The organism is Umezawaea sp. NPDC059074, assembly GCF_042738955.1.
GTDB lineage: Bacteria > Actinomycetota > Actinomycetes > Mycobacteriales > Pseudonocardiaceae > Umezawaea.
On the sequence record NZ_JBHYHC010000001.1, the window covers coordinates 207,261 to 233,450 of the forward strand.

Genomic DNA, 26,190 nt, shown 5'->3' on the forward strand with positions numbered 1-26,190 from the left:
GGCGGGGGAGAACCCGCAAAGTTCTTTGCCGATGTGGCAAGGTGGAGGCCATGGACGACGAGCTGACCACGGTGCTCGCGGCGGTCGGGCCCCGGTTGCGGGCGCTGCGCAGGCTGCGCGAGACGACGCTGACCGACCTGTCCGAGACGACCGGCATCTCGGTGTCGACGCTGTCGCGCCTGGAGTCCGGTCAGCGCAAGCCCACCCTGGAACTGCTGCTGCCGCTGGCGAAGGCCTACGGCGTGCAGATGGACGAACTCGTGGGCGCCCCGCTCACCGGGGACCCCCGCATCCACATGCGCCCCGTCGTGCGCGGGCGGATGACGATGGTGCCGCTGACCCGGCGGGCGGGCGGCGTGCAGGCGTACAAGCTGCTGATCCCGGCCGCGTCCGGCGAGCCCGAGCAGAAGACCCACGAGGGCTACGAGTGGGTGTACGTCCTGAGTGGACGGTTGCGGGTGCTGCTCGGCGACCAGGACGTCGTGCTGGCCCCTGGCGAGGCCGCCGAGTTCGACACCCGCGTGCCGCACTGGTTCGGCAGCGCGGACGCCGGGACGGTGGAGGTGCTGAGCCTGTTCGGGCGGCAGGGGGAGCGGGCGCACCTGCGGGCCAGGGCCGGGGGAGCCTGAGGTCGTCCACGCCTGGGCCGAGCGCACAGGTCCGGTGCGCCGCGCAACCCGAGATGATCATCAACCGGCTGATTCGTGTCACCTTCCTGGGTGAAAAAACGGCTCTGTCCTGCGCGTTTGGCTGTCGCGGTTCGCTATCGGACGTCCCCATCGGGTACTAACGCCCGGTGCTGAAACCCCGACCGCTCTGGCTCGTTGGCGCCGTTCTCGTGCCCGCACTGCTCGCCGGCGCCGGTGTCGTCGTGCAGGGGGAGCGCATCGAACGGGACCTGGCCCGCCGGGTCGCCGTGGCCATCGACGAGTCCGGGCACCTGGAGAACGGGGTGTCCGTCGACGGGCGCGCGGTGACCGTGTCCGGGGTCGTGCCGCGGGACGTCCCCGAGGTGAAGGCGCTGGTCGGAGCGGTGCCGGGCGTCGTGGACGTGGCCGTGCGGGACGCCGAGCCCGGCGAGCTGTCGTTCTTCGTTCGGGTCGACGAGATCGTGCTGGCCGGGACGCCCGCCGACGAGTCGGAGCGGCGCGCGCTGGTGGACGCCGTGCGGGCCCGCGCCGAGGGCTACCGGGTCACCGACGTGCTGACGCCCAAGGCCGGGGCTCGGCTGCCGATCTCCGCCGACGCCGCCACGGCGCTCGTCGCGGCGGTGGTGGACAACGGCGTCCACGACTTCAGCGGCGTCGTGCACGACGGCGTGCTCACGGCGCGGGCGACCGTGGTCGACCAGGAGAAGGCGACGGCCCTCGGCCCGCTGCTGAACGCGGCGGCGGGCGGGCTGAAGGTCGACCCGGCGTTCGAGGTCGGACCGTCGGCCCGCAGCGGCGACCTCGACCTGCCCGCGCTGGGCGACTCGATCAACCGGCTCGTCGGCGGCAACGGCAGCATCCGGTTCCAGCCCGACTCCACCACGTGGCAGGGGCACGGTCCCGTGCTGATCGAACGCGTCGCGCGCATGCTGCTGGTCGCGCCGCGCGCGACGGTGACGGTCCGCGGGCACGCGTCGGTCGACGTCCCGGACGCGCGCGGCCTCGCCGAGACGCGGGCCCGCCTCGTGCGCGATGTCGTTCTGGGGCAAGGGATTCCGCCCGCGCTGGTGGAGACGGCCGTCAGCGTCGACAACGCGCCCGAGACCACCGACACGTCACGTCAGGTAGACATCCTCGTTCGCTAGGAGTTCGTTGTGCTCTGGTTGTTCACGCAGATGTTCGTGCTGTGCGCGGGCGCGTTCCTCGCGGGGTCGCTGCTCACCTGGCTGCCGATGCGGGCGGTCAACCGGAGGTTGCGCGCCGAGCTGGGCGCGGCCCGGCGGCCGGTCGCGGCGCTGGGGGCGTCGACGGTCGTCGTCGTGCCCGAGCAGCGGGCCGAGCCCGAGCCGGAACCGCGCGCCGAGGCGCCGACCGAGGTGATCCACGAGTCCGGGGAGTCCGAAGTGGACCTCCCGGTGAAGGGCAACTCCAAGTCGCGGATCTTCCACACGGACGTGTCGCCGTACTACCGCCGGATGAAGGGCGACGTGCGGTTCCGGTCCGTCGAGGAGGCCGAGCGCGCGGGCTACACGGCCTGGTCGCCGCGCTCGCGCTCCCAGCTCGCCGGGTCGGCCCAGTAGCTCGGGTCCGACCAGCGCGGGTCCCACTGCCAGTGCTCGTCCTCCTGGGCCTTCTCGCGGGTCGCGAGCAGCGCCAGCGCGTTGAGGGCGGCCCACCCCAGCGCCACGCCGACGATCTTGTTGCGAGTGGCCTTGTCCGGGGCGGCCGCGCCGAGCACGACCGTGTCGCCGATGTCCATGGCCACGCGGACCAGCAGCGCGAGCCGCAGCGGCAGACCGGACGGGGCGAACGCGACCGCCAGTCCGGAGACGAGGTCGCGCACCCCCACGGCGGTGCCCAGCGTGCGGGAGGCCGGCGAGTCGCCCAGTCCCGTCGGCGTGGTCAGCACCTCGGGCTTGGCGATGACGGCCGCGCTGTAGGCGGCCGTGGCCGCCCCGAGCACTCGGGGGAACCAGCTCATGTCGAAGACTCCTCGTTCGGCGTGGGAACCCAGGCTCGCGCGGCCCGGAGGTCCCGACAACCCCTGATCGGCCACAGCCGACTAGGGGTGGGGGACACTGGCGTCATGGGTGTCGATCTGGTGGCCGCGCGGGACAAGCTCCTCCCGGACCTGCTCGCCCACGGGTTGGACGTGCTGTTCTGCGGCATCAACCCCGGCCTGTACTCCGCGGCCACCGGACGGCACTTCGCCAAGTCGGGCAACCGCTTCTGGCCCGCGCTGCACCTCGGCGGCTTCACGCCGAGGCTGTTCACCGCCGCCGACCAGGACGAACTCCTCCCGCTCGGCCTCGGCCTGACCAACATCGTCCCCCGCGCCTCCGCGCGGGCCGACGAGCTGTCCGCCGCCGAACTGCGGGCCGGCGCGGTGCGGCTGACCGAGGTCGCCGAGGAGTACCGGCCGAAGGTCGTCGCGATCGTCGGCGTCACGGCCTACCGCACGGCGTTCGAGCGCAAGAAGGCCGTGATCGGCAGGCAGACCGAGCTGATCGCGGACAGTCGGCTGTGGGTGCTGCCGAACCCCAGCGGCCTCAACGCCCACTACCAGCTCCCGGCTCTCGGTGACGCGTTCGCGGACCTGCGGGCGAGCCTCTAGCTCCGCTTGTGGTTGAGGGAGATCAGCCTGCGCAGCTCGCTCTCCCCGAGCCCGCCCCACACCCCGTAGGTCTCCTCGACCTTCAGCGCGTGCTCACGGCACTCGCGCCGCACCGGGCAGCGTTCGCAGATCTCCTTGGCCCGCGTCTCACGCCGTTCGCGCGCGGTGCCGCGCTCGTTCGGCGTGTGGAAGAACAGCGAACTGTCGACTCCTCGGCAGAGCCCGCGCAGCTGCCAGTCCCAGGACTCGGCGACGGGCGTGGGCAGCCTGGACAACTCTGGCATGGGACCACCCCTGTGCTCGGTTGATGGTCACCACCCTAATTTCGATTCAAAAGCGTTTCAACTCGAGCGACCGGAATGGGTGAGGACCACGTCCACGGCCTCGCGCAACGAGTGCACCCGCTGGGCCCCGAACGGCAGCGGCACGCGGTGCCAGCCGGGACCGCCGAGCAGCACGGGCGTCCGCGCGGCGACCTTCGCCACCGGGGCGAGCCGCGCGAGCACGGGGTCGTGCGCCCACAGCAGCACGCACTGCGGCGCCAGCACGTCCAGGGCCCCCATCAGCGCCGACGGCGGCACGCGGGCCCCGAGGTTGCGCGACGCGCAGCCGCGTTCGGCCAGCGCCGCCGAGAGGGCGTCCAACGGCAGCGTGTGCAGCTCCTCGGGCACGGCCGCCAGCAGCGCGGGCAGCCTGCCGCCCTCCAGGGGGTCGCCGACGCGGTGCAGGACGCTCACCACGGCGCTGCTGGCGACGTGCTCGACACCGATGCCGCCACCCTCCTCGGTGGCACGTTCCCCCAGTTCGACGAGGAACGGCATCAGCACGGACTCCCACGCGTCGACCACGCCCAGCGCGCCGACCAGCTCGGTCGTCAGCCTGCCGAGGCGGGGCGCGTCCAGCTGGGTGGAGGCGCGGATGAAGTCGTGGACCGTGGGGACGGGCCCCGCGCCGCCGCGGGCCATGGTCGCCGCCGCGGCCGGGGAGATGCCCTGGCCGGTGAGTTCCAGCATCCGCCGCAGCGCGGCCACGTCGACGTCGTCGTACCGGCGGTGCTTGCCCTCCTCGCGCGTGCGCGGGCCGAGTCCGTAGCGCCGGTCCCAGGTCCGCAGCGTCGTGGGCGAGATGCCGAGCGTGCGCGCCACCGCACCCGCGCTCCAGCGGGCGCCGTCGCTCACGATGATCACCGCCGGGTGGGTGGGCGTTACCTCTTCCGGAGGAGAAGCATAGGCCGTCAGAGGCGGCGGAGTCCGCTCAGAACCCGCTCCAGCAGCACCAGGTCGGCCTGACCGCCCACCGAGCCGCCGTTGGTCTCGTGCACCGAGACGACGCCCATCTCGATCAGGTCGCTGAGCAGCACCCGAGCCACGCCGAGCGGCACGGACAGCACCGCCGACACCTCGGCCACCGACCGGGGCAGCACGCACATCTCCACGATCGACCGCTGCTCCGGGCTCGTCGACCGCATCGCGGTGTGCACGCCGGACTCCTCGACCGAGATCAACGTCTCCAGCCGCAGGTCCACGTTCGCCGTCGTGCGGCCACCGGTCCACGCGTACGGGCGGACCAGCGACTTGCCGGTCTCCTCGTAGTGGTCCGGCTCGGGGAGCGGCTCCTCGTGGGCCGGTTCCTCGCGGGCCACCGGGATGGGCACCGTGACCTCGACCGGAGCGGGTTCCGGCTCCGGCTCGGGTTCCTCCTGCAACGCCCGCTGCACGGCGGCGGACCCGAACCGCGCGCCCGTCTGCCCGACCTCGCCGCGCAGCGACCGCCTGGCCTTGCGGGGCTTCGGCATCTTCGGCGGCGCCAGGTGCTCGGGCTCGTACGCGGCCTCGACGTCCTCCTCGAGTTCGCGCCGCAGCGCGGACGACCCGAAGCGCGCGCCGGTCACCCCGACCTCGCCGCGCAACGATCGACGCCGCTTGCGCCCGCCACCGGCCGAACCTAACTCCGCGCCGTCCACAATGACCACCACGTCGCCACCCAGAGTGCATCGTCCGTCACGGCAACGGTAGACGGAACGGCGATCCGATCATTGCGGGCAGGTTTCGACCTCGTGTTTTCCTCGTTACCGGGAAGGCTTCTTCCGCAGTCCGCTCACGGCCAGCGTCAGGCCGCCGATGACGGCCAGCAGGCCGATCGCGGTCCACAGCTGCTGCCCGGTCATGAAGCTGCCCTTGATCACGTTCAACCCCTGGAGGGTCCACACGGACCCGACCAGCACGAGCAGCACGCCCACCACCACTGACACCCACTTGTTCATGGTCAAGTCGTACCATGGGCGGATGAGCAAGCCGCCCATCCGAGACGTGCAGATCGCCGACGACATGATCAGGTTGGGGCAGTTCCTCAAACTGGCGGGCCTGGCCGAGGACGGCTCGCACGCCAAGGAGCTGATCGACGCCGACGAGGTCACCGTCAACGGCCGCCTGGAGACCCGTCGCGGCGCGCAGCTCCACAACGGCGACGTCGTCGCGGTCGGCGACGAACGGGCGCGCTTGCACGCCGCGGTCTGATCGGGGTCACCACCGGGTCGCGATGTCCCCGGCGACGTCGTGCAGCAGGTCGAGGAAGGCGGCGACCAACGGCGTGGCCGTCGTGTCGGCGGGCGCGACCGCGTAGAGCTCGCGGTGCAGCCCCGGCGCTTCGAGTTCGCGGTGAGTAGTCCCCGCGACCCCGGTCAACGCCAGCCGTGAGACGAGCGCGACCCCGATCCCCGTGCCCACGAGTGCCTGGGCGACGTCGTAGGACTGGGTCTGGAACCGCACCTGCGGCACGAACCCCGCGTCCGCGGCGACCCGGTCGAACTGCGTCCGCGCGTCGTGCCCGGACTCGATCGTCACCCACGCCTCGTCGCGCAGCAGGTCGAGCCGCAGGGCCTTTCCCGGTTCGGCCGCCAACGGGTGGTCGTCGGGCAGGACGACGACCAACGGGTCGCGCAGGAGTTCGTGGACCTCGACGTGCGACGGCGGCATCGGAGCCGCGTCCCACGCGGCGATCACCGCCACGTCGAGCCTGCCCGCCGCGACCTCGTCCACCCCCTGCGTCGAGGAGATGTCCACAATGGACAGATCAGCGTCGGGGTGGCGGTGCCGCAGCGCGGTCAACGCCGGGGGCAGCAGATGCCGTGCCGCCGCTTGGAAAGCGCCGATCCGCAGCCGCTTGGCCAGGTGACCGAGCAACGCCGCCAACGCCGTCGCGGCCAGCTCCGCCTCCTCCTCGATCACCCGCCCGTGCCGCGCGAGCACGGCCCCGGCGGCGGTGAGCGTCGCCCCGCGCGGCCCGCGCACCACCAACGTCGTCCGGTGGTCGCGCTCGGCCTTGGCGACCTGCTGGGTCACCGCGGCGGGCGTGAGCGCCAGGGCGTGGGCCGCGGCCGAGAGCGACCCGAGCCGGTCGATCAACGCCAGGAGGCGCAGTTGACCCGGATCGATGGGCATGCAGAAATCTTACGACCGGCGACACTTTTTCGGCATTCTCTTCACGCCGGTGGTCGCCCAGGCTTGCCCGCATGCCCGTTCACCTCCCCCTCTTCGTGCTCACGACCTGGCTGCTGGCGATGGTGCCCGGCGCGGGCCAGGCCCTGATGGTCCGGCAAACGCTGGCGGGCGGCCGTCGAGCGGCGTGGGCGACCATCGCGGGCACCTGCACCGGCCTCCTGCTCTGGACCACGGCCGCCGCGGCAGGCCTGTCGGCCGTCCTGCTGGCGAACCCCGCCGCCTACACGGCCGTCCGCATCGCGGGCGGCATCGTCCTGGCAGGCCTCGGCATCAGCACCCTGCTGTCCACCCGCTCGCCTTCCCCGACTCCCGGCCCCCGTTGGGGCGGCTACGCGGTGGGCCTGGCCACGAACCTCGGCAACCCCAAGGCGGGCGTGTTCGCGATCTCCCTGCTGCCGCAGTTCATCACCGCTAACGGCCCGGTCCTCCTGTCCAGCCTCGCCCTGGGCGCGCTGTGGGCCCTCGTCACGGCCGCCTGGTACCTCCTGTTCACCCTCGCCGTGGACCGCGGCCGGGCGTTGGCGGGCAAGCCCTCGGTCCAACGCCGCTTGCGGCTGATCACCGGGGGAGTGCTGATCCTCCTGGGCGCGGCCGTCACGGCAGGCGCGTAGCGCGATCGGCTCGCTGCTTCCGGGCACGACCTCCGCGCTGGACTCGCGAGTGTCCCGGTGCCGCCAAGGGGCGCGGTCGGCTTGGTCGAACTGTCGTACTCCTGCCCTAGTGTGGAATTCCGGGGGCCCATCCCTCGCGCGCGTGCGGGGGTCCCCCCGATTCCAGGCTACGGGTGGGGTACGACATTTTCGGGTCCCCGTGCCCGTTCAAGATCGTTGGGGAATCGGGTGGCGTGATCGACATTCCTGCGCTCGGCGGATCCCTTCGCGCCGTGAGGTCACTAGGGTTAAAACGAGTGGGGCTCACGTTCGCTGAGGAGAGGGGGCGGGGGTGGTCGGGGTGGTGGGGTCCGGGGTTTCCGCGTGTTGTGGGAACGGGGGATCGCGCGGAGGCGGGAACGGGTCCGGTGGATACCTCGGGGTCGTCGTCGGTTCGGGTGATCAATACGAGGGGCGCTCGGCTTTTGGGGGATTTGCGGTGGGGCTGTCCGGGGTTGGTCGGCATGGGCCGCCCGGTCGTCCTCGGTAGGGTCCGAAGTGACGTGAAACACCCCGCACGCAGGGGAACGTCCGAATCGCGCGCTTGAGGATGATGTGCGCCACATCGTCGATCTAACGCTTGATCGCCCGCGTACCGCGCGTACCGCCAACCGGGCGTTGACGTTTCTTCGTCGGTTACCAGAACGCTATGGGCAGTTGCTCTGAATAGCTGCCTCCGTTGCGTGAATGGGTGACCGCGCAGAGCGGCCGTCCTCTTGGGACAAGGGTCTTTTGGCCTATTAAGTGCCTCCGTACGCCGGCCGGGTGAACTCTACTCACGGTGGGTGTAACGCGAAGTCGAGTCGGAACGATATGTCGGGGGACTCAGCCCGTTTTGGCACTTTGTAGGGGTCTTCGCGACGGTTTGGAGTAACGCGACCGCAACTGGTAATGGACCGTCACCCGTCGTCACTCCACGACCCTGCCGGGTCACTTCCGAACATTTTCTATCCCGGACCCGACACGGCGTGTAACGCCCGCCGTCGGCCGAGCGAATGAGGGTTTGCAAGCGCCGGTTCATCACGGGAAAAGGTGCACTGGCGACGCGAGAGCTTCGTCAACCAATTGCCGTACCACGCGGGTCCTCGGGGGTGCCCTGCGAACGCGCACGTCCGAACCGGCTGAACCGGGGGAGAACCAACGATGAGCGAGCAGGTCCAGCCCACACGACGGAGACCCGTCGTGGGGATCACCTCCACCGACACCAGAGGGTCGACGAGGACGACGCACCCCCCGGTCGCCGCCTGGGAGTCGCGGTACCGCCGGGGTGTGGTCCTCGGTGACGTGCTGGCGACCGTCCTCGTCATCGTGGCCTTCGGCGGTCTCATGGCGGCCCGGCACAGCGCGTTCGTGCCGATGTCGATCGTCACCCTCGAGGTCCTCACGGTCGCCGTGGTCCTCGGTTCCCTCTACCTCAGCCGCGTGTGGAACCCGAACGTCCTCGGCCAGGGCGCGGAGGAGTTCCGCCGCCTCGGCAAGGGGCTGTTCGCCTCGGTCGTCGCGCTCGGTTTCGGCGCGCTCGCCGTGGACATCCCCGGCGCCCGCCTCTGGGTGTTCGTGGTCGCCCCGGCCATCGCCCTCGTCGTCTTCCCCCTCCGCTACCTGCTCCGCAGGCCTCTGCACCGCGCGCGCTCCGAAGGACGCTGCCTGCTGCCGGTGCTCGCCGCGGGGAACGTGGCCACGGTCGGGGACCTGATCACCCGCACCCGCAAGGCCCCGCACCTCGGGTGGCGGGTCGACGCCATCTGCACCCTGGACGGCCGGGCCGCGCTCGGCATCGACCTGGAGGGCGTGCCGGTCGTCGGCCGCTTCCGCGACCTCGCCGACCAGGTCCGCCGCGGCGGCTACCGGATCGTCGCCGTCACGCCGGACGCCTACTGGACCCCCCGCCGCCTCCAGCAGCTCGCCTGGGACCTCGAGGGCACCGGCACCGAGATGGTCGTCGCCCCCGCCCTCATGGACTTCGCCGGCCCGCGCCTGCACGTCACCGGCGTGCTCGGCATGCCGCTGCTGCGGGTCAGCGAGCCCGCGTTCACCGGCTTCCGCCGCGCGATCAAGGCCAGCGTCGACCGCATCGGCGCCATCGCGCTCGTCCTGGCGTTCGCGCCGCTGCTCCTGCTCGTGTCCGCCGCCGTCATGATCGACAGCCGGGGCCCGGTGTTCTACCGGCAGCGCCGCGTCGGCAAGGACGGCGCGGAGTTCACGATCGTCAAGTTCCGCACCATGGTCACGAACGCCGACGCGCTGCGCACCAAGCTGGCGGCCGTCAACGAGGGCTCCGGCGTGCTGTTCAAGATGCGCAAGGACCCCCGCGTGACCAAGGTCGGCCGCCTGCTGCGCCGCTACTCGATCGACGAGCTGCCGCAGCTGCTCAACGTGCTCACCGGCACCATGTCGCTGGTCGGACCCCGGCCGCCGCTGCCGGAGGAGTCCGCGAAGTACGCCCCCGAAGTGCGCCGCCGCCTGCTGGTGAAGCCCGGTCTGACCGGGTTGTGGCAGGTCAGCGGCCGCAGTGACCTCTCGTGGGAAGAGTCCGTCCGACTCGACCTTCGCTATGTCGAGGACTGGTCGCTCGCCCTCGACGCGCTCATCTTGTGGAAGACCTTCCGGGCCGTGTTCGGCGGCCAGGGGGCTTACTGACAATGGAAAGGGACGACGTGACGCCGATCGGCATCGCCGTGATCGGCGCGGGTTATTGGGGCCCGAACCTCGTGCGCAACGCACAGGCGACCCCAGGGCTGAACCTGCGCTACCTCTGCGACCTCGACGTGGAGCGCGCCCGCCGCGTGCTCGGCGAGTACTCGACGGTCGCCGTGTCCGGCTCGCTCGACGACGTGCTGGCCGACCCGGAGGTGGCCGCCGTCGCGATCGCCACCCCGGCCGCCACCCACCTCCCGGTCGCGATGGCCGCGCTGGAGGCGGGCAAGCACGTGCTCGTGGAGAAGCCGTTGGCGGCGAACTTCGCCGACGGCCGCAAGCTGGTCGAGGCCGCGGAGAGCCGCGGCCTGACCCTGATGCTCGACCACACCTTCTGCTACACCCCGGCCGTGAGCCACCTGCGCGAGCTCGTGCGCGGCGGCGAGCTGGGGGAGGTCCAGTACATCGACTCGGTGCGGATCAACCTCGGGCTGGTGCAGCCGGACGTCGACGTGCTGTGGGACCTGGCCCCGCACGACCTGTCGATCTTCGAGGCGATCCTGCCGGACGACGTGCGGCCGGTCGAGGTGTCCGCGCACGGCTCCGACCCCATCGGGGCGGGCCACGCGTGCGTCGCGCACCTGACCCTGAGGCTGTCCAACGGGTCCATCACGCACGTGCACGTGAACTGGCTGTCCCCCACCAAGATCCGCACGATGGTCATCGGCGGCTCGAACCGCACGGTGGTGTGGGACGACCTCAACCCGACGCAGCGCCTGTCCATCTACGACAGGGGCGTCGACCGCGAGCGCGAGCACAAGATCATCTCCTACCGCACCGGCGACATGGTGGCCCCCGCGCTGCCCGAGCGCGAGGCGCTGCGCGGCGTCATGGCGGAGTTCGCGGCCTCGATCACCGAGGGCCGCCCGCCGCTGACCGACGGCCGCGCGGGACTGCGCGTGCTGGCGATCCTGGAGGCGGCGTCCGAGAGCTTGGCCAACGGCGGGGCGTTCGTCCCCGTCCAGCAGGTGGACCGACCGACGAGCAGTGGAGGCACGACCTCATGACGGCACAGCCCATTTCCGGTCAGCGGGCGCTGGTCACCGGCGGAGCGGGCACGATCGGCTCCGCGGTGGTCGACCAGCTCGTCGCCGCCGGGGCGGCCGAGGTGGTCGTCCTCGACAACTTCGTCCGCGGCCGCCGGGAGAACCTGGCCGACGCCGCGGCGAGCGGCCGGGTGACCGTCGTGGACGGTGACATCAACGACCGCGCGCTCGTCGGCGAGCTGACCGAGGGAATCGACCTCGTCTTCCACCTCGCCGCGATCCGCATCACCCAGTGCGCCGAGGAACCGCGGCTCGCGCTGGAGTGCCTCGTGGACGGGACGTTCACCGTCCTGGAGGCCGCCGCGGCGGCGGGCGTGAAGAAGGTCATCGCGTCCTCGTCGGCGTCGGTGTACGGCCTCGCGGAGACGTTCCCGACGACCGAGCGCCACCACCCGTACAACAACGACACCTTCTACGGCGCCGCCAAGGCGTTCAACGAGGGCATGCTGCGCAGCTTCCACGCCATGAACGGCCTGGACTACGTGGCCCTGCGGTACTTCAACGTGTACGGGCCGCGAATGGACGTGCACGGGCTGTACACCGAGGTGCTCATCCGGTGGATGGAGCGCATCAACAAGGGCGAGCCGCCGCTGATCTTCGGCGACGGCGCGCAGACGATGGACTTCGTCCACGTGCACGACATCGCCCGCGCCAACATCCTGGCGGCGCGCGCGGACGTGACGGACACCGTGTACAACATCGCCAGCTCCCAGGAGACCAGCCTCAAGGGCCTCGCCCTGGAGCTGTTGTCCGCCATGGGATCGGACCTGGCGCTGGAGCACGGGCCTGAACGCAAGGTGAACGGTGTGACCCGCCGCCTGGCGGACATCAGCGCCGCCGCGCGGGAACTGGGCTGGAAGCCGGAGATCGAGCTGGCGGACGGCCTCCGGGGGCTCGTGGCGTGGTGGGCGGAGGAGTCCGCCAAGCGCGCTGAGTGACCACAGAGGACCGCTTGGGCGAGCACTGCTGCGGTTGAACAACTTTCGGCCCGCTACCCGCCAAACGTTGTAACGATGAGTGGTCTTCATCCGAACAACAACCCGAGTGATATTCGCGGCGCGTGACCACCGGTGGGGAGCCGGGAGGTCCCGCCGGGCGGCTGGATCCCTGGGGTCGTAATCGTTGTGCGTGGCGGCTTTGAGAGGCGGACGGCCATGTCGTTGGTTGGTGGCACGGATGTGCGAAGACATCCCGTGCTGAGAAGGATCATGGCCTTCGTCGTTTTCGTGGCGGCGGCGGTGGTTCCCGTCGTGGCGTTGAGCACGGCCGCCTCGGCGGCGCCGTGCGACGCGCCGGTCGTGAACCCCGTCGCCTGCGAGAACTCCAAGACCGGCGACACCAACTGGGACGCGACCGGGGGTGGCGACCCGAGCATCGAGGGTTTCGCCACCACGATGAGCGCGAACATCGGTGACACGGTCAAGTTCAAGATCAAGACCTCGTCTCCGTACAAGATCGACATCTACCGGCTCGGGTACTACAACGGCGACGGCGCCCGCAAGTGGGCGACCGGCATCCCGGTGACGCCGAGGGTGCAGCCCGCCTGCCTCTCCCAGCCGTCGACCGGTCTGATCGACTGCGGCAACTGGCAGGAGTCCGCCTCCTGGACCGTGCCGTCGAACGCGGTGTCCGGCGTGTACCTCGCGCACCTCCAGCGGACCGACGCGGACGTGGACAACCAGATCGCGTTCGTCGTCCGCAACGACGCCAGCCACGCGAAGATGGTCTTCCAGACCTCCGACACGACGTGGCAGGCCTACAACACGTGGGGCGGCAACAGCTTCTACGGCGGCCAGCCCGACTCGCGCGCCTACAAGCTGAGCTACAACCGCCCGTTCTCCACCCGCACGGACGTCCCGGACGGCCGCGACTTCCTCTTCGGCTCCGAGTACCCGATGATCCGCTACCTGGAGCGCAACGGGTACGACATGAGCTACATCTCCGGCATCGACACCGACCGCGCCGGATCGCTGCTCCAGAACCACAAGGTCTTCCTGTCCGTCGGCCACGACGAGTACTGGTCGGGCCAGCAGCGCGCGAACGTCGAGGCCGCCCGCGACGCCGGTGTGCACCTCGCCTTCTTCAGCGGCAACGAGGTCTTCTGGAAGACCCGGTGGGAGAACAGCATCGACGGCTCGAACACGAGCTACCGGACGCTGGTCACCTACAAGGAGACCCACGCCAACGCCAAGATCGACCCGAACGCGCAGTGGACGGGCACCTGGCGGGACCCCCGGTTCAGCCCGCCCGCCGACGGCGGCAGGCCGGAGAACGCGCTGACCGGCCAGATCTGGACCGTCAACTGCTGCTCCTTCGCCATCAAGGTCCCGGCCGACGACGGCAAGATGCGCTTCTGGCGCAACACCTCCGTCGCGAACCAGGCCACCGGCGCGACCGCGACGCTGGCCCCGAACTCGCTCGGCTACGAGTGGGACGAGGACCTGGACAACGGCTTCCGCCCCAAGGGCTCCGTGCCGCTGTCGAAGACGACCGAGACCGTCACGGCCAAGATCCAGGACTACGGCACGAACGTCGCCCCCGGCGACGCCACCCACCGGATGACGATGTACAAGGCCCCCAGCGGCGCCATCGTCTTCGGCGCGGGCACCGTGCAGTGGTCGTGGGGCCTGGACGACCAGCACGACGGCGCGGCCGTGGACACGGACGTGCGGATGCAGCAGGCGACCGCGAACCTGTTCGGGGACATGGGCGTCCTGCCGACGACGATGATGGCCGGGCTCGTCGCGCCGGGCACCACGTCCGACACGACCGCCCCGCAGACCACGATCACCAGCCCCACGGCCAACGCCGTGGTCAACAGCGGTGACACGATCACCGTCACCGGCACGGCGTCCGACGTCGGCGGCCGGGTCGGCAACGTCGACGTCTCGCTCGACGGCGGCACCACCTGGCACCCGGCGAACGGTCGGGAGTCCTGGTCCTACACCGGGTCCGTCCCGCGCTCCGGCGCGCTGAACATCCAGGCCCGCGCCACCGACGACAGCCTGAACACCGACGCGTCGCCCGCGACCGTCGGCCTCACGAGCACCTGCCCGTGCACGCTGTTCCCCGACCTGTCGAAGCCGAGGACCGACGCGACCACCGACGCCAACCAGATCAACGTCGGCACCCGCTTCACCTCCGACGTCAACGGCTACGTCACCGGGATGCGCTTCTACAAGGGCGCGGGCAACACCGGCACGCACGTCGGCGCGCTGTGGACCGCGGCCGGCCAGCAGCTGGCCACCGCGACCTTCAGCAACGAGTCCGCCTCCGGCTGGCAGAACGCGGTGTTCAACCCGGCCGTCGCGGTCACCGCGAACACGCAGTACGTGGTGTCCTACAACGCCCCCGTCGGCCGGTACTCCGCGGACGCGGACTTCTTCCGCAACAAGGGTTTCGACGCCTCGCCGCTGCACGCCCCCGCCACGGCGGAGACCGCGCTCAACGGCATGTTCGCCTACGGCACGCCGGGCTTCCCGAGCAACAGCTACCAGGGCGGCAACTACTGGGTCGACGCCGTGTTCGACACGACCCAGCCGCCGGACACGATCGCGCCCAGCGCCACGCCGGACTCGCCGATCAACGGCAGCTCCAGCGTCTCCACGACGGCGAAGCCGACCGTGAAGTTCGACGAGCCGATCCAGCAGGCCACGCTCACCTTCACCGTGAAGAACCCGGCGAACGTCGCCGTGGCGGGCACCGTCGCCTACGACGCCGCCACCAAGACCGCCATGTTCACGCCCACCAGCCCCATGGCCAACAACACCAAGTACACGGTGTCGGTGTCCGGGGCGAAGGACACGGCGGGCAACACGATGGCCGGCACGGTCACGTGGACGTTCACCACGCTCAAGGCCGCCACGCCCGGCGTGTGCCCGTGCAGCGTGTGGGACGAGAGCGCGACGCCGAACACGGTCACCGTGAACGACGCCTCCGCGGTCGAGCTGGGCATGCGCTTCCAGGCCGACGTGAGCGGCTCGGTGAAGGGCGTCCGGTTCTACAAGGGGGCGCAGAACGTCGGCGCCCACACCGGTCGCCTGTGGTCGAACACCGGCACGCTGCTGGCCACGATCACCTTCGCCAACGAGTCCACCGCTGGCTGGCAGGAGGCCACGTTCAACTCGCCGGTGCACATCAACGCCAGCACGACCTACGTCGTCTCCTACACGACCAACGGGTTCTACTCGGCGACGTCCGGCGGCCTGAACTCCGCCGTCGTCAACGCCCCGCTGCGCGCCCTGGCGAACGGGACCGACGGCGCGTCCGGCGTCTACCGGTACGGCACCGGCGGCGTGTTCCCGACCAACGGCGGCGGCGCGAACTACTGGGTCGACGCGGTCTTCCAGCCCGACCCCGACACGATCGCGCCGACGGTGACCGGCACCTGGCCGGGCACCGACTCGCGCAGCGTGCCGACGTCGTCCGCGATCACGGCGACCTTCAACGAGGCGGTCAACCCGGCGAGCGTCGTCTTCACGCTCAACGGCGACATCAACGCCGCGTCGCCGATGACCGGCACGACGACCTACGACGCGACGACCCGCACGGCGAAGTTCCAGCCCAACTCGCCGATGAGCGCGGCCACCACGTACACGGCCACGGTCAAGGCGGCGGACACCAGCGGCAACGTGATGGGCAACGCCACCAGCTGGTTCTTCACCACGTCCGGCATCGGGGCCTGCCCCTGCACGCTGTTCGCGGACAGCGTGGTGCCCGGCACCCCGTCGGTGAACGACACCAACGCGGTGGAGCTCGGCGCGCGGATCACGCCGGACACCAACGGCTGGATCACCGGCGTCCGCTTCTACAAGGGCACGGGCAACACCGGCACGCACACCGGCAGCCTGTGGACGACCAGCGGCACGCGCCTGGCGACGGGCACGTTCACCGGCGAGTCCGCCACCGGCTGGCAGAAGCTGACCTTCGCCAACCCGGTCGCGGTCACCGCGAACACGCAGTACGTCGTGTCGTACTACGCCCCGGTGGGCCGGTACGCGGGTGACGTCGACTTCTTCACCACCGCGGTCGACAACGCCCCGCTGCACTCGCCCGTCAGCGGCTCGGACAAGAACGGGCTGTTCCGCTACGGCGCGGGCGGCGGCTTCCCGATCGACTCCTACCGGTCCGGCAACTACTACGTCGACGCGGTGTTCACCAACAACGCCCCGTCCGACACGACGGCCCCGACCGTGACCGGGTACACCCCGGCCGACGGCGTGACCAGCGTGCCGACCACGGGCGCCGTCACGGTGACCTTCGACGAGGACGTCCAGCCCACGTCGCCGGTCTTCACCCTGGCGCCGACCGCCGGTGGCGCGAGCGTTCCGGGCACCAGCTCCTACAACGCGGCCACCAGGACGTGGACGTTCGCGCCGACCTCGGCGCTGGCGTACGCGACCAACTACCGGGCGACCGTGTCCGGGGCGAAGGACGGGCCGGGCAACACCATGGCCGGGTCGGTGACGTGGACGTTCACCACGGCGCAGGCCCCGACCAGTGGGTGCCCGTGCACGCTCTTCCCGGACTCGGCGACCCCGACCATCGCGGCGGCCGACGACAACGGCCCGCTGACGCTGGGCGTGCGGTTCACCGCCGAGAGCGACGGCGTCGTCAACGGCATCCGGTTCTACAAGGGGTCGGGCAACACCGGCACCCACGTGGGCCAGCTGTGGACGTCGACCGGCACCTCGCTCGGGTCGGTCACCTTCAGCGGCGAGACCGCGGGCGGCTGGCAGACGGCGACGTTCGCCACGCCGATCGCGGTGACCGCGAACACCGAGTACGTCGCGAGCTACTTCGCGCCGAACGGCCACTACTCGGTCACCAGGGGCACGTTCGAGTTCAACGGGGTCGACCGGGCCCCGCTGCACTCGCCCAAGGCGCTCAGCGGCGCCCCGAACGGGCTCTACAAGTACGGCGCGGCGTCGAGCTTCCCCAACGGCGGCAACGACACCAACTACTGGGTCGACGTGGTCTACACGCCGAACAGCGCGCCGCAGGGGTTCTCGGGCGGTGGCTCCGGCGGGGCCGCGGCCAGTCCGATCAGCTTCGCCACCGTGACGCCCGCCGCCGCGGTCTCGTCGGTGGTCGGGGTGCTCCGGTCCAGGGTGTCCACGATGTTCGGTCGAATGACGGGGTGAGGTGACAGGTGAGCTCGTTTCCGCTGATCGTCATGATGTCGGGCAAGCCGTGGGACGGTGTTCGCGGCGCTGACCGGCAACAGGCCGAACAGCTGACGAGGCACGCCGACGTGCTGTGGGTGGACCCGCCGATCTCGCCGTTGACACCGGCGCGGTACCGCCCGGGCCTCGGCAGGGGGATCCGTCCCCGCCTCAGCTCACCCGCACCCGGAATCACCCGCCTCACACCGGTGGCGCTGCCGGGGCTGTCCCGCCCCGGCATCCGCGCCACCACCTGGCCCCTGGTCAGGGCCCAGATCAGGTGGGCCCTGGCCAGGACCTCCCGCAAGCCCCACGCCGTGGTCTCGTTCTCCTTCGACGACGTGCTCGGCAAGTGGGGCAAGGACGTCCGCACCGTGCTGTACGGCACCGACGACTGGGTCGCCGGCGGCGAGCTGATGGGGCTCGACCCCGACTGGCTGCGCGGTGAGGAGCGCCGAGCGCTGGCGGACGCCGACATCGTCGTCGGCGTCACGCCCGCGCTGGTGGCCCGCTGGGAGGGGCTCGGCGCCAAGCCGGATTTCCTGCCCAACGGCGTGCACGCCGACGCGTACGCGGCTGTGGAGTCCGCCGAGGTGCCCGCCGACGCGGCCGGGCTGCCCGGCCCCGTGGCGGGCCTCATCGGCCGCATCACCGCGCGGATCGACATCGGCATCCTGGAGACCCTGGTGGACAACGGGATCTCGCTGCTGATGGTCGGCCCGCGCGACCCCTCCTGGGAGCCGGAGCGGTGGGCGAAGCTCGTCGCCCGGCCGCACGTGCGGCACGTCGAGGAGGTGCCGTTCCCGCGGCTGCCCGGCTACTTCAAGGCCATCGACGTCGGCATCACGCCCTACCACGACACCGAGTTCAACCGGGCGTCGTTCCCGCTCAAGACGCTGGAGTACCTGGCGGCCGGGCGGCCCGCCGTCAGCACCGACCTTCCGGCAACCAGGTGGTTGTGCGAGGACGCGGAAACGAACGCCCCCGGACTACCGATAGTCACCACGGCGGGCTCGCACCAGGAGTTCGCCGACGCGGTCCTCGCGGCCGCCCGGTCGCCGCGCACCGACGACGAGGTCGGACGCAGGCAGGGGTTCGCCCGCCTGCACTCGTGGCGACGACGGGGCGACGCGTTCGCCGAGGCCATCGGTCTCGCAGTCCACAATGGAGGGTCAATGGCAGGCACGGCACGGAGCGGCGTCGAGGGGGAGTCCCGATGATCCCCGTGATGCGCCCCGTTCTCGGCGAGGAGGAGGCCCAGGCCGCCGCCGAGGCCGTCAGGTCCGGCTGGGTGGCCCAGGGCCCCCGCGTCGCGGCCTTCGAGGAAGCCTTCGCCACGAGGGTCGGCGCCGCCCACGGCGTCGCGGTCTCCTCCTGCACCACCGGGCTGCACCTCGCCGTGCACCTGCTCGGCATCGGCAGGGGCGACGAGGTGGTCGTGCCCTCGCTGTCCTTCATCGCCACCGCGAACGCCGTCCGCTACACCGGCGCGACGCCGGTCTTCGCGGACGTCGACCCGGACACCGGCAACCTCACCGCCGCGACCGTCGAGGCGGTGCTCACCCCGCGCACCAAGGCCGTCATGCTCGTGCACCAGGCGGGCGTCCCCGCGGACGTCGAGTCCCTGCGCGCGCTGTGCGACCCGCTGGGCGTGGACGTGATCGAGGACGCCGCGTGCGCCGCGGGCTCGACCTACCAGGGCTTCCCGGTCGGCACGGGCGCGCTGCTCGCCGCGTGGTCGTTCCACCCGCGCAAGCTGCTCACCACGGGTGAGGGCGGCATGGTCACGATGGACCGCGAGGAGTGGGCGGTCCGCGCGAAGCGGCTGCGCGAGCACGGCATGAGCGTCAGCGCCGCCGACCGGCACAAGGGCGGCGCCGCGGTCGTCGAGGAGTACCTGGAGACCGCGTTCAACTACCGGCTCACCGACATCCAGGCCGCCGTCGGGCTCGTGCAGCTCGGCAGGCTGGACGGGATCGTGGCGCGCAGGCGCGAGCTGGCCGCGAACTACCACGAGCTGCTTTCCGACGTGCCCGGCCTGCGGATGGTCACCGACCCCGCGCACGGCACGACCAACTACCAGTCGTTCTGGGTGCGCCTGCCCGACGACAGCCCGCTGGAGCGCAACGACGTGCTGGCCGAACTGGCCTCGCGCGGCGTCTCGGCGAGGCGGGGGATCATGGCGTCCCACCTGGAACCCGCGTACCACGGGCACCCTCACGGTGATCTGGCCGTCACCGAGGACCTGACCCGTCGGACGCTGATCCTGCCGTTGTTCCACGACATGACGGCGGGGGAGCAGGGGACCGTGGTGGACGCCCTCAAGGCCGCACTCGGCCAACCGGCAGTGACGGGCGGCGTGCGATGAGCGCTGCCCGTCCGCTCTTGCTGGTGGGCGCGGGCGGCCTGGCCCGCGAGTGCTTGGCGGCGCTCGCGGCCGTCGAGGAGGCCGGCACGGCGTCGTGGACCGTGCTCGGCCTGCTCGACGACGACCCCGCGCGGCACGGCGACCTGGTCGACGGCACGCCCGTGCTCGGCGGCTCGGACCTGGTCCACGAGCACCCGGACGCGGCCGTGCTGGTCTGCACGGCGAGCATCCGCACGCCGGACAGCCGCCCGACGATCGCCGGGCGGCTCGGGCTGCCCGACGACCGCCTCGCCACCCTGGTCCACCCCGCCGCGAGCGTCGCCCGCGGCACGGACGTCGGAGCGGGCTCGATCCTGCTGGCGGGGGTCGTCGTGACGGCCCCGCAGCGGATCGGCCGGTTCGTGGTGGCCATGCCGCAGGTGCTGCTGACCCACGACGACGAGGTCCACGACGGCGTGACGATGGCCGGGCGGGTCGCCCTCGCGGGCGGCGTCACCGTCGGCCGGAGCGCGTACCTCGGCGCGGGCGCGCTCGTGCGGGAGAACCTGACCGTCGGCGAGCTCTCGGTGCTGGGCATGGGGTCCGTGCTGCTGGACGACCTGCCCGCCGGGCAGACCTGGGTCGGCTCGCCCGCCAGGCGGCTCGTCCGACGGCCGAAGGCGGTGGCCCGGTGAAGGTCCTCGTCTTCGCGCACCGGCTCGAACTCGGCGGCACCCAGACCAACGCGATCGAGCTGGCCGCGACGGTGCGCGACACCTACGGCCACGACGTCGTGCTGTTCGCCACCCCCGGCCCGGCCTCGGAACTGGCCCGCGGCAAGGGGTTGCGGCTGATCGACGCGCCCGCCGCCACGACCCACCCGTCACCCGCCGTGATGCGCGCGCTGCGCGCCGCCGTCCGCGCCGAGAAGCCCGACCTGATCCACGTGTGGGACTGGCCGCAGTGCTTCGACGCGTACTTCGGCGAGCACCTCGTGCACCGGGTTCCCCTGCTGTGCACGATGATGGGCATGGTGGTGCCGAGCTTCGTGCCGCGCCAGCTGCCCACCACGTTCGGCACCCAGCAGCTCGCGGAGGACGCGCGCCGGTCCCGCACCGGCACCGTCGACCTCCTGGAGCCGCCGGTGGACGTCGACTTCAACGCGCCCGGCGCGGTGGACCCCGCTCCCTTCAAGGAGAAGTTCGGCCTCACCGACGACAAGACCACCATCGTCACGGTGTCCCGGCTGGTCGAGTGGCTGAAACTGGAGAGCCTGCTGCGCAGCATCCAGGCCGTCGACCTGCTGGCCGCCACGCACGCCGTGCGGCTCGTCATCGTCGGCGAGGGCACGGCCGCGGAGCAGGTCGCCGCCCGCGCCGCCGAGGTGAACCGCAAGCACGGCACGGACGTCGTGGTGCTCACCGGCGGCCTGCTCGACCCCCGTCCCGCGTACGAGGCGGCCGACGTGATGCTCGGCATGGGCGGCTCCGCGCTGCGCACGCTGGCGTTCGCGAAGCCCATCGTCGTGCTGGGGGAGAAGGGCTTCTCGCTGCCGTTCGACGAGAGCACCGTCGGCTACTTCCGGCAGCACGGCTACTACGGGCTGGGCAAGGGCACCGAAACGCCTGCCGACCTCGCCGCGCAGATCGAGCCGATGATCGAGGACTCCTTGCTGCGCAAGGAACTCGGCGAGTTCGGCCGCGGCGTCGTCGTGGAGCACTACGGGCTGGACCCCGCGGCGCGCGGGCTGGAGGAGCTGTACCGCCGGGTGGCCGCCGCCCCCGCGCACCGCACGACCACGGCGCGCGAGGGCGCCCGCACGGTCGCGATGCTCACGGCCCGGCGACTGCCGGCGCCGGTCAAGGACAAGCTGCGCGCGGTGGTCCGCCGCCTCGCGCCGAACAGGGGACAGGGGGTGGCCTCGTGACGGTCCCACTGGTCGATCTCGGGATCCAGCGCGACCAGATCGCGGACGAGGTCGCGGAGGGCTTCGCCAGGGTCCTGGCGACCACCGCGTTCGTCGGCGGTCCCGACTGCGCGGCCTTCGAGGCCGAGTTCGCCGAGTACTCCGGCCGCGCGCACTGCGTCGGCGTGGCCAACGGCACGGACGCGCTGGAGCTCGCGCTGCGCGCGGCCGGTGTCGAGACCGGCGACCGGATCGCGTTGCCCGCCAACACCTTCGTCGCCACGGCCGAGGCCGTCGTGCGCGCCGGCGGCGTGCCCGTGCCGGTCGACGTGGACGACGAGCACCTGCTGCTCGACCCGGCCGCGCTCGCCGAGGTCGCCGCTGACGTGCGGGCGGTCATGCCGGTGCACCTCTTCGGCCAGCTCGCGCCGATGACGGCGATCACCGAGATCGCCCGCAAGCACGGGCTGATCGTGGTCGAGGACGGCGCGCAGTGCCAGGGCGCGACCCAGCACGGCAAGGGCATGGGCTCCTGGGGCGACGCCGCGGGAACCAGCTTCTACCCCGGCAAGAACCTCGGCGCGTTCGGCGACGCCGGCGGGGTGCTGACCGACGACGAGGAGGTCGCCCACCGGGTTCGCCTGCTCGCCAACCACGGCAGCGACCGCAAGTACGAGCACCCGACGCTGGGCTTCAACTCCCGGCTCGACACGTTGCAGGCCGTGGTGCTGCGGGCGAAGCTCGCCCGGCTCGCGGGCTGGAACACCGAGCGCCGTCTCGCCGCCGCCACCTACGCCGACCTGCTCAAGGACGTCGACGGCGTCCGGCTGCCCGGTGTCGCCGACGGCAACGAGCACGTGTGGCACCTGTACGTCGTGCGCGTGGCGGACCGCGACGGCGTGCTGGCCGACCTGAACAAGGCCGGGATCGGCGCGGGCATCCACTACCCGACGCCCGTGCACACCACCGGCGCCTTCGCCCAGTACGGCCGCCCCGAGGGCTACGCCGTAGCTGAGAAGGCCGCGGGCGAGATCCTGTCGCTGCCGATGTTCCCCGGCATCACCCGCGCCCAGCAGGAGCGCGTCAGCGAGGCGCTGGTCGAAGCGGTGGCGTCCCGTGTCTGACGAGGTGAAGGTCCACCCGCTGGGCCTGTGCGAGTCGGACACCGTGGGCCCGCGCACGCGGGTCTGGGCGTGGGCGCACGTGCTGCCCGGCGCGGTCGTCGGCGCGGACTGCAACATCTGCGACCACGCCTTCGTCGAGGGCGGCGCGGTGCTCGGCGACCGGGTCACGGTGAAGAACGCCGTCCTGGTCTTCGACGGCGTGACGACCGGCGACGACGTGTTCCTCGGCCCGAACGTGGTGTTCACCAACGACCTCCGGCCCCGCGCGCACGTGAAGAAGGGCCCCGAGGCGCTGCTGTCGACGCGCGTCGAGTCCGGCGCCACGCTCGGCGCGGGCACGGTCGTGGTGTGCGGCACGACGATCGGCGCGTTCGCCTTCGCCGCCGCGGGCGCGGTGATCACCAAGGACGTGCCCGCGCACGCGTTCGTCGCGGGCAACCCGGCGAAGGTCCGCGGCTGGGTGTGCGAGTGCGGCGAACGGCTCGACGAGCTGTTCACCTGCGTCTGCGGCCTCAAGTACGAGCAGGTGGGCGAGGGGCTGGCCAGGCGATGACCGCCGAGGTGAGGACCGGGACGGTGGCCGCGCCCGCGAGGGTGCGGCTGTCGTTCCTCGACGGCGTGCGGGCGCTGGCGGCGCTCTACGTGGTGCTGCACCACATCTGGCTCACGGTGTGGCCCGCGTACCCGGTCAACAAGGGCCCGGTCTTCCTCGGCTGGCTGCTCTACGGCCACCTCGCCGTCGCGGTCTTCATCGTCGTCAGCGGCTTCTCGCTGACCGTCGCGCCCGCCCGGCGCGGCTACGAACTCGGTGGCGTGGCGCGGTTCCTGCGACGGCGGGCGTGGCGCATCCTGCCGCCGTACTGGGCGGCGCTCGGCCTGTCCGTCGTCGTGTTCGGGTTGATCACGCCGGAGCTGACCGGGCGCGCGATCACGCTCAAGGGCGTGGTCGCGCACTTCTTCCTGGTGCAGGACGTCGTAGACAGCCCGAAGCCGAACGGCGCGTTCTGGTCGATCGCCATCGAGTGGCAGATCTACTTCCTGTTCCCGCTGGTGCTCCTGCTCCGCCGCCGCATCGGTCCGCTGTGGATGGTCGTCGTCTCGACGGCCGCCGTGGTCGGCTCGCAGCTCGTGGGCGAGAACGTCGAACCGCTGCACGGCGTGCTGAACCTGACCCCGCAGTTCCTGGCGCTGTTCGTGTTCGGCGTCGCCGCCGCGATGGTGCTGGAGGAGGGCCGGACCGCCCCGAGGTGGCTCGGCGCGGTGGGTGTGGCGTGCTTCGCGGTGTTCGTCGTGCTGGCCGCGGTCTTCGGGTCGCGCTGGATCGACCACGCCTACTTCTGGATCGACCTGCTGGTCGGCGTCGGCACGGCCGCCGTGCTGGCGGTGCTCGCGAGCGGCGGCTTCGGCCCGCTGCGCACCCTGCTGTCCAGCCGGGTCTTCAGCGGGATCGGCCTCTACTCCTACAGCGTCTACCTGGTGCACCTGCCGCTGCTGTGGCTCGTCGACCACTTCGTGGTGGCGAACCTCGTCACGGACGCCCTGGCGCGCTTCGGCCTGCTGCTCCTGCTCGGCGTCGCCGCCGTGCTGGGCGGCTCGTACCTGTTCCACCGCGTGTTCGAACGGCCGTTCATGGAGAACAGGTCGCTCGCCGAGGTCATGGCGGCGATCCGGGGGAGACGAGTCAAGACATGACGACCGAGTCCACCGAGGAACTCGGGACGCTGGTCCGCAAGGGGATGCGCTGGAGCTTCGCCAGCACGTTCCTCTCGCGGCTGGCGAACCTGGCGTCCGGGATCATCCTGGCGCGCCTGCTGACGCCGAACGACTACGGGCTGTTCGCGGTCGCGACGGTCGCGCTGGTCATCCTGATCAACATCAACGACCTCGGCATCGAGCAGATGCTCGTCCGCTGGCCCGGTGACGTCGCCAAGGTCGCCTCCACGGCCACCACGGTCATCTTCGGGTTCAGCGTGCTGCTGTTCCTCGGCTTCCAGGCCGGTGCGAGCGCGTTCGCGTCCGCGCTGGGCGCGCCGGAGGCCACGACACTGGTGCGGGTGCTGGCGTTCGCCATCCTGATCAACGGGGCGCTGGCCGTCCCGTCGGCGATGCTCACCCGCTCGTTCCGCCAGGACCTGCGCACCTACGCCGACCTCACCGGCTTCGTCATCACCACCGGTCTCACGCTGGTGCTGGCGATGACCGGCTTCGGCGTGTGGGGCCTGGTGTGGGGGCGGCTCGCGGGCAACCTCGTCAACGGCCTGCTGCACCTCAAGTTCACGCCCGTCCGCTACCGGCCCGGCTTCGACCCGGCCGTGGCGAAGGAGCTGCTGCGCGGCGGCATCCCGCTCGCGGGCGCGACGATCCTCGCCGTCGCGATGGTCAACGTGGACAACGTGGTGATCGGCCGCCTGCTCGGCCCGGAGACCCTCGGGCTCTACGTGCTGGCGTTCAACCTGTCCAGCTGGCCCGTGACGCTGCTCTCCATCCCGGTCGCGCGGGTGAGCGTGCCCGCGTTCGCCCGGCTCCAGGAGGACCTCGTGGCGCTGCGGGCGGCGTTCGCGCGGTCCATGGGGCTGCTGATGGCCGCGGCCGTGCCGATCTGCGGCCTGCTGGCCATCATGGCCGGGCCGACGATCCGGTTCGTCTACGGCGAGAAGTGGGGCGGCGCGGCCACCGCGCTGGTGTTCCTGGCCGTGCTGGGCCTGGCGAGGGTGGCGCTCCAGCTGTGCTTCGACGTGCTGATCGCGGTCGGCCGGGCCCGCCAGACACTCGGGCTGCAAGCGTTGTGGCTGGTGGTGCTGACGCCCGCGCTGGCGCTGGGCGCGCACCTGAACGGCGTGGCGGGCGTGGGCATCGCGCACATGGCCGTCGCCGTCGGTGTGATGCTGCCCGCGTTCCTCTGGGCGCTCACCGCGCTGGGCATCACGCCGTCGCTGCTCGGCCGGTCGGTGCTGCGGCCCGCGCTCGGGGCCGTGCTGCTGTGCGTGGTCCCGTACTTCGCGACCCGAGAATTGCGGCCCGACCTGCTGGTGCTGCTCGTCGGCGGTATCGGCGGGCTCGCCCTGTACCTGCCCGTGGTATTTCCGATACGCCGCGGTCTCGCAGCCGTGAAATCGGCGAAACCCGCTGGTCAGGTGGCGGATGTCGAGCCGGTGTGACGACAGTCTCAGATTGCGTGTGCAAAGCTTTGGTAGAAGCAGCGGTCTAAGGGCTCGAAGAAGGGGGTGGTGGACATTTCCTGGACACTCGCGGTGATTCTTCGGCTCTGACCAGCGAATAGGAAGATCAGTTATTTGTGACGATGCCTCGCGTTTTCGTGATCCATTGTCGCGAAGGCCGGGAGATTGGCCCATACGGCGCAATGCGAAGGCTCGGGCCTTGGGTTACCGTTCGACCGCCGAAAAGGTAACCGCGGCATAACGATGTCGCGGAGCGCTGACTGGTCGCGGGGGATTTGAACCGGTCACCGAACTGTCTAGCGAAAGGTGGGCT

At 71.3% G+C, this 26,190-nt stretch carries 24 protein-coding genes; 18 read left to right on the forward strand and 6 right to left on the reverse strand.

Annotated features, from left to right (window positions below):
- Positions 1-50: 50 nt before the first annotated feature.
- From ACFWW9_RS00910 to ACFWW9_RS00920, 3 genes are all read left to right on the forward strand, one after another.
- Positions 51-629, forward strand: coding sequence for a helix-turn-helix domain-containing protein (locus ACFWW9_RS00910; RefSeq protein WP_390370306.1), 579 nt, complete (start codon positions 51-53; stop codon positions 627-629).
- Between the two features lie 167 nt (positions 630-796).
- On the forward strand, positions 797-1,795 hold the full coding sequence (locus ACFWW9_RS00915; RefSeq protein ID WP_390370307.1) for a hypothetical protein: 999 nt from the start codon (positions 797-799) through the stop codon (positions 1,793-1,795).
- 9 nt (positions 1,796-1,804) lie between these two features.
- A complete protein-coding gene (locus tag ACFWW9_RS00920; protein WP_390370308.1) occupies positions 1,805-2,230 on the forward strand; it encodes a hypothetical protein in 426 nt (141 codons plus the stop codon).
- Here the strand turns inward: ACFWW9_RS00920 and ACFWW9_RS00925 are convergent.
- A complete protein-coding gene (locus tag ACFWW9_RS00925) occupies positions 2,176-2,631 on the reverse strand; it encodes a hypothetical protein (RefSeq protein WP_390370309.1) in 456 nt (151 codons plus the stop codon). The genes ACFWW9_RS00920 and ACFWW9_RS00925 overlap by 55 nt on opposite strands.
- A 105-nt stretch (positions 2,632-2,736) precedes the next feature.
- On the opposite strand from ACFWW9_RS00925, the gene mug reads away from it, so the two are divergent.
- Entirely contained in the window at positions 2,737-3,264 is a 528-nt protein-coding gene (mug, locus tag ACFWW9_RS00930) for a G/U mismatch-specific DNA glycosylase (protein ID WP_390370310.1), read from the forward strand.
- Here the strand turns inward: mug and ACFWW9_RS00935 are convergent.
- The 4 genes from ACFWW9_RS00935 to ACFWW9_RS00950 all read right to left on the reverse strand — a co-directional run bounded on the left by ACFWW9_RS00935 (position 3,261) and on the right by ACFWW9_RS00950 (position 5,527).
- Positions 3,261-3,548: a WhiB family transcriptional regulator gene (locus tag ACFWW9_RS00935; RefSeq protein WP_390370311.1), complete on the reverse strand. Its 288-nt coding sequence runs from the start codon at positions 3,546-3,548 to the stop codon at positions 3,261-3,263. The genes mug and ACFWW9_RS00935 overlap by 4 nt on opposite strands.
- A 57-nt stretch (positions 3,549-3,605) precedes the next feature.
- Entirely contained in the window at positions 3,606-4,451 is an 846-nt protein-coding gene (locus ACFWW9_RS00940; RefSeq protein WP_390370312.1) for a MerR family transcriptional regulator, read from the reverse strand.
- Positions 4,452-4,498: 47 nt separating this feature from the next.
- Positions 4,499-5,239 carry a DUF742 domain-containing protein gene (locus ACFWW9_RS00945; protein WP_390370313.1) on the reverse strand — a complete coding sequence of 247 codons (741 nt, stop codon included), beginning with the start codon at positions 5,237-5,239 and terminating at the stop codon, positions 4,499-4,501.
- Between the two features lie 93 nt (positions 5,240-5,332).
- Positions 5,333-5,527, reverse strand: a complete 195-nt coding sequence (locus tag ACFWW9_RS00950; protein ID WP_390370314.1) for a hypothetical protein — start codon at positions 5,525-5,527, stop codon at positions 5,333-5,335.
- Between the two features lie 22 nt (positions 5,528-5,549).
- Here ACFWW9_RS00950 and ACFWW9_RS00955 point away from each other — a divergent pair, with 22 nt between their 5' ends.
- Positions 5,550-5,780 carry an RNA-binding S4 domain-containing protein gene (locus tag ACFWW9_RS00955; protein WP_390370315.1) on the forward strand — a complete coding sequence of 77 codons (231 nt, stop codon included), beginning with the start codon at positions 5,550-5,552 and terminating at the stop codon, positions 5,778-5,780.
- A gap of 6 nt (positions 5,781-5,786) precedes the next feature.
- Here the strand turns inward: ACFWW9_RS00955 and ACFWW9_RS00960 are convergent, their stop codons facing one another.
- Positions 5,787-6,704: a LysR family transcriptional regulator substrate-binding protein gene (locus ACFWW9_RS00960; protein ID WP_390370316.1), complete on the reverse strand. Its 918-nt coding sequence runs from the start codon at positions 6,702-6,704 to the stop codon at positions 5,787-5,789.
- Positions 6,705-6,775: 71 nt separating this feature from the next.
- Between ACFWW9_RS00960 and ACFWW9_RS00965 the strand changes: the two genes are divergently transcribed.
- The 13 genes from ACFWW9_RS00965 (at position 6,776) to ACFWW9_RS01025 (ending at position 25,856) form a co-directional block, all read left to right on the forward strand.
- Entirely contained in the window at positions 6,776-7,375 is a 600-nt protein-coding gene (locus ACFWW9_RS00965; protein WP_390370317.1) for a LysE family translocator, read from the forward strand.
- Positions 7,376-8,557: 1,182 nt separating this feature from the next.
- Positions 8,558-10,054, forward strand: a complete 1,497-nt coding sequence (locus tag ACFWW9_RS00970) for a sugar transferase (RefSeq protein ID WP_390370318.1) — start codon at positions 8,558-8,560, stop codon at positions 10,052-10,054.
- Between the two features lie 2 nt (positions 10,055-10,056).
- Positions 10,057-11,118, forward strand: a complete 1,062-nt coding sequence (locus tag ACFWW9_RS00975) for a Gfo/Idh/MocA family protein (RefSeq protein WP_390370319.1) — start codon at positions 10,057-10,059, stop codon at positions 11,116-11,118.
- Positions 11,115-12,095, forward strand: coding sequence for an NAD-dependent epimerase/dehydratase family protein (locus ACFWW9_RS00980; protein ID WP_390370320.1), 981 nt, complete (start codon positions 11,115-11,117; stop codon positions 12,093-12,095). Before ACFWW9_RS00975 ends, ACFWW9_RS00980 begins: the two co-directional genes overlap by 4 nt.
- 270 nt (positions 12,096-12,365) lie before the next feature.
- A complete protein-coding gene (locus tag ACFWW9_RS00985; protein WP_390370321.1) occupies positions 12,366-17,300 on the forward strand; it encodes a DUF4082 domain-containing protein in 4,935 nt (1,644 codons plus the stop codon).
- Between the two features lie 8 nt (positions 17,301-17,308).
- Positions 17,309-18,541 (forward strand): glycosyltransferase, encoded by a 1,233-nt coding sequence (locus ACFWW9_RS00990; protein WP_390370322.1) that lies wholly within the window; start codon positions 17,309-17,311, stop codon positions 18,539-18,541.
- Complete coding sequence (locus ACFWW9_RS00995) at positions 18,538-19,689, forward strand: DegT/DnrJ/EryC1/StrS family aminotransferase (RefSeq protein ID WP_390370323.1); 1,152 nt, start codon at positions 18,538-18,540, stop codon at positions 19,687-19,689. Before ACFWW9_RS00990 ends, ACFWW9_RS00995 begins: the two co-directional genes overlap by 4 nt.
- On the forward strand, positions 19,686-20,363 hold the full coding sequence (locus tag ACFWW9_RS01000; protein ID WP_390370324.1) for an acetyltransferase: 678 nt from the start codon (positions 19,686-19,688) through the stop codon (positions 20,361-20,363). Before ACFWW9_RS00995 ends, ACFWW9_RS01000 begins: the two co-directional genes overlap by 4 nt.
- Positions 20,360-21,595 carry a glycosyltransferase family 4 protein gene (locus tag ACFWW9_RS01005; protein ID WP_390370325.1) on the forward strand — a complete coding sequence of 412 codons (1,236 nt, stop codon included), beginning with the start codon at positions 20,360-20,362 and terminating at the stop codon, positions 21,593-21,595. The genes ACFWW9_RS01000 and ACFWW9_RS01005 overlap by 4 nt, the downstream gene beginning before the upstream one ends.
- On the forward strand, positions 21,592-22,698 hold the full coding sequence (locus tag ACFWW9_RS01010; RefSeq protein WP_390370326.1) for a DegT/DnrJ/EryC1/StrS family aminotransferase: 1,107 nt from the start codon (positions 21,592-21,594) through the stop codon (positions 22,696-22,698). The genes ACFWW9_RS01005 and ACFWW9_RS01010 overlap by 4 nt, the downstream gene beginning before the upstream one ends.
- Entirely contained in the window at positions 22,691-23,251 is a 561-nt protein-coding gene (locus ACFWW9_RS01015; RefSeq protein ID WP_390370327.1) for an acyltransferase, read from the forward strand. Before ACFWW9_RS01010 ends, ACFWW9_RS01015 begins: the two co-directional genes overlap by 8 nt.
- Positions 23,248-24,390: an acyltransferase family protein gene (locus ACFWW9_RS01020; RefSeq protein WP_390370328.1), complete on the forward strand. Its 1,143-nt coding sequence runs from the start codon at positions 23,248-23,250 to the stop codon at positions 24,388-24,390. The genes ACFWW9_RS01015 and ACFWW9_RS01020 overlap by 4 nt, the downstream gene beginning before the upstream one ends.
- The gene (locus tag ACFWW9_RS01025; RefSeq protein WP_390370329.1) at positions 24,387-25,856 is read left to right on the forward strand and encodes a lipopolysaccharide biosynthesis protein; all 1,470 of its coding nucleotides are present in this window, start codon (positions 24,387-24,389) and stop codon (positions 25,854-25,856) included. The genes ACFWW9_RS01020 and ACFWW9_RS01025 overlap by 4 nt, the downstream gene beginning before the upstream one ends.
- Positions 25,857-26,190: the final 334 nt, after the last annotated feature.

Excerpts from the sequence above, each read along its gene's own strand:
- ACFWW9_RS00950 (WP_390370314.1), bottom strand. The coding sequence starts at position 5,527 with ATGAACAAGTGGGTGTCAGTGGTGGTGGGCGTGCTGCTCGTGCTGGTC.
- ACFWW9_RS00935 (WP_390370311.1), bottom strand. The coding sequence starts at position 3,548 with ATGCCAGAGTTGTCCAGGCTGCCCACGCCCGTCGCCGAGTCCTGGGAC.
- ACFWW9_RS00980 (WP_390370320.1), top strand. The coding sequence starts at position 11,115 with ATGACGGCACAGCCCATTTCCGGTCAGCGGGCGCTGGTCACCGGCGGA.
- ACFWW9_RS01020 (WP_390370328.1), top strand. The coding sequence starts at position 23,248 with ATGACCGCCGAGGTGAGGACCGGGACGGTGGCCGCGCCCGCGAGGGTG.
- ACFWW9_RS01025 (WP_390370329.1), top strand. The coding sequence starts at position 24,387 with ATGACGACCGAGTCCACCGAGGAACTCGGGACGCTGGTCCGCAAGGGG.
- ACFWW9_RS01000 (WP_390370324.1), top strand. The coding sequence starts at position 19,686 with ATGAGCGCTGCCCGTCCGCTCTTGCTGGTGGGCGCGGGCGGCCTGGCC.
- ACFWW9_RS00965 (WP_390370317.1), top strand. The coding sequence starts at position 6,776 with ATGCCCGTTCACCTCCCCCTCTTCGTGCTCACGACCTGGCTGCTGGCG.
- ACFWW9_RS00955 (WP_390370315.1), top strand. The coding sequence starts at position 5,550 with ATGAGCAAGCCGCCCATCCGAGACGTGCAGATCGCCGACGACATGATC.
- ACFWW9_RS00995 (WP_390370323.1), top strand. The coding sequence starts at position 18,538 with ATGATCCCCGTGATGCGCCCCGTTCTCGGCGAGGAGGAGGCCCAGGCC.
- ACFWW9_RS00975 (WP_390370319.1), top strand. The coding sequence starts at position 10,057 with ATGGAAAGGGACGACGTGACGCCGATCGGCATCGCCGTGATCGGCGCG.
- ACFWW9_RS00925 (WP_390370309.1), bottom strand. The coding sequence starts at position 2,631 with ATGAGCTGGTTCCCCCGAGTGCTCGGGGCGGCCACGGCCGCCTACAGC.
- ACFWW9_RS00970 (WP_390370318.1), top strand. The coding sequence starts at position 8,558 with ATGAGCGAGCAGGTCCAGCCCACACGACGGAGACCCGTCGTGGGGATC.
- ACFWW9_RS00985 (WP_390370321.1), top strand. The coding sequence starts at position 12,366 with ATGGCCTTCGTCGTTTTCGTGGCGGCGGCGGTGGTTCCCGTCGTGGCG.
- ACFWW9_RS00960 (WP_390370316.1), bottom strand. The coding sequence starts at position 6,704 with ATGCCCATCGATCCGGGTCAACTGCGCCTCCTGGCGTTGATCGACCGG.
- mug (WP_390370310.1), top strand. The coding sequence starts at position 2,737 with ATGGGTGTCGATCTGGTGGCCGCGCGGGACAAGCTCCTCCCGGACCTG.
- ACFWW9_RS00910 (WP_390370306.1), top strand. The coding sequence starts at position 51 with ATGGACGACGAGCTGACCACGGTGCTCGCGGCGGTCGGGCCCCGGTTG.